At 67.2% G+C, this 2,244-nt stretch carries 1 protein-coding gene; it reads right to left on the bottom strand.

All coding sequences use genetic code 11. The annotated features are described in order from the left end of the window. Nucleotides 1–184 precede the first annotated feature (184 nt). On the bottom strand, nt 185–2,244 hold a 2,060-nt coding region (locus LQV45_RS26790), incomplete at its 5' end, for a S9 family peptidase (protein WP_230009779.1).

Below are 2,244 nucleotides of genomic sequence, written 5' to 3'. Positions count from 1 at the left end.
GGACGGGTTCCACGACGAAGTGCCCATCATGCCAGTAAATAGTAAGCATGATGACCAAATATCGGTAGCGGGCTCCCGGATTAATGCCGGAAAGCCCGCTGACCGGCCGGAAAACGCATCGATTGCTCCGTAAGTGCCCTCATGGAGGTCCCAAAGGGCGCCCACGGAGCAACCGATGGGGTTCTTACTTCAGTCCGGATTCGGGCAGCAGTTCGGTGGCGCCGAGGGAATCGGCGACGAACGCGTAGTCCCAGGCCCGTTCGCGCCACTGCACGTACCGACCCGACGCGCCGCCGTGGCCGCCTTCCATCTCGATTTTCAGGACGACGGGTTCGCTGCCGGTGTTCACCTCGCGCAGCCGCTGCACCCACTTGGCCGGCTCCACGTAGAGCACGCGGGTGTCGTTGAAGCTGGTGACCGCGGCGATCTTCGGGTACGCCACGGCACGGACGTTCTCGTAGGGCGTGTACGACTTCATGTACGCGTACACGGCCGGGTCGGTGATTGGGTTGCCCCATTCCTCCCACTCCAGCGCCGAGAGCGGCAGGTCGGGGTCCAGGATGGTGGTCAATGCGTCCACGAACGGGACGGCGGCAACGATCGCCGCGTACTTTTCCGGCGCCAGGTTGGCGACCGCGCCCATGAGCAGGCCGCCGGCGGAGCCGCCCATCGCCGCGATCCGTGCCGGGTCGACCCAGCCGGAACCGGCGAGCCAGTCCGTGGCCGCAATGAAGTCGGTGAACGTGTTTTTCTTGTGCAGCTTCTTGCCGTCGTCGTACCAGTGCCGGCCCAGCTCGCCGCCGCCCCGGATGTGGGCGATCACAAACACGATGCCCCGGTCCAGCAGGGACAACCGGGGGATCCCGAAGCCCGGATCCATGCTCATTTCGTAGGAGCCGTAGCCGTACACCAGGCCGGCCGCCGTCGAATCCTGCCGGACGGAGGCATGGCGGAGGACCGAGAGCGGAATCCGGGTCCCGTCGGACGCCACCGCCCATTCCCGGGTGGCGACGTAGTCCGACGGCGTGTAGCCGCCCAGCACCGGGCTCTCCTTGCGCAGCAGGAGTTCACCGGCCGGGAGCTCCGGGGTGGGCAGCACAAAGTCGTAGACCCGCGACGGGGTGAAGTAGGAGGTGTAGCCCATCCGGATGACGGGCGCCTCGTAGTCGGAGCCCGCGACGCCGGCGGTATACAGCTCTTCGGCGAACGCAGGTTCCACGGCGGCGCCCTGCTCCGGGGTGCCCAGTCCTGCCAGGGGCAGGACCTGGACCCGTTCAATGGTGTCCTTGCGCACGGAGACCACCGCGTGGGTCGACGTGACGCCAGCGCCGTTGACCCGGACCTGGTCGGAATGGGCGACGACGGTATCCCAGTGCTGCTCGGCGAGCGGCTTTGCGAGCTCGGCCGGCTCCACCAGCGAGACCATGGAATTGATGGCGTCCTTGTTGTGCGTGAGCAGAATCCGCTCCCGGCCCCGTCCTGTGGCGTCCGCCAGCAGGAACGGCTCGGCCTCGTAGAGGATGCGCTCGTCGCGGGAGATCACGGTGCGCAGGCCGGCGTCGGGGTCATCAAAGCGCAGCAGGCGGGTCTCGCTGAACTCGGAGCAGCCGATGCTGAGCACCAGGTGCCGCCGGTCGGCAGAGAGCTCGAAGCCGAGCCACATGGCGACGTCGTCCTCCTGGTAGATGACCGTGTCCTCGCCGACGGGTGTGCCGAGCACGTGGGACTTGACCTGGTACGGCCGCCACGAATCGTCCACCACGGTATAGAAGATCCGGCTGCCGTCGGGGGAGAAGGAGATGCCGTAGAAGACGTTCTCGATCACATCCGGCAGCAAGTCGCCGGTGCGGAGGTCCTTGATGCGCAGGGTGAAGCGCTCGTCGCCGGCGTTGTCCACGGCGTAGGCGTAGAGGGTGCCGTCGATGGTCGTGGCGGCCCCGCCCACGGCGAAGAACGGCTTGCCCTCGGCCTCGAGGTTGCCATCGAGCAGGACCTCCTCGCCGGGGATGACGACGCCGGCCTCCACGGCCGGGGGAGTCCAGTCCGCGACGCGGTCCCCGGTGTCCTGGCCGCGCACGCGGCAGTGGATGCCGTACTCCTTGCCCTCGACCGAGCGGGTGAAATACCACCAGCCGTCCTTGCGGTTCGGGACGGAAAGGTCAGTTTCCTGGGTGCGGCCCTTGATTTCCTGGAAGATTGCCTCGCGCAGCGGCTCCTGGTGCGCGGTCACGGACTCCTGGTAGG

The organism is Microbacterium sp. Bi128 (assembly GCF_918698205.1).
Note: the sequence above shows the minus strand (reverse complement) of the source record. Positions and strands in the feature narration are given on the sequence as shown.